The following is a 315-nucleotide window of genomic DNA, read 5'->3' on the forward strand; positions in this document are numbered from 1 at the left end:
AGAAGACTCGAACTTCCACGACCTTGCGGTCACCAGCACCTGAAGCTGGCGTGTCTACCAATTTCACCATCTGGGCATAATCGCAAGCGTTGCCGCTGTTGATGTGGCGCACTATACGGAGAGCATTTTGATCTGTAAACCCCTGATTTAATTTTAATAAACCGGAAGCCTGAAATGCAAAAACCCGCTTTCGCGGGTTTTTGTATGAGCCTTGAAATTGATCTAATCTCAAGCTCGAAATTGGTGCCCAGAAGAAGACTCGAACTTCCACGACCTTGCGGTCACCAGCACCTGAAGCTGGCGTGTCTACCAATT

Annotated in this window: 1 protein-coding gene; it reads right to left on the minus strand. The window is 48.3% G+C overall.

The window, feature by feature from the left end:
• The coding region (locus tag ACZ3HH_RS29560) for a hypothetical protein (RefSeq protein ID WP_465810070.1) at window positions 1-315 on the minus strand (315 nt) is incomplete at both ends.

Source organism: Pseudomonas sp. PME37.24/025, from assembly GCF_055556615.1.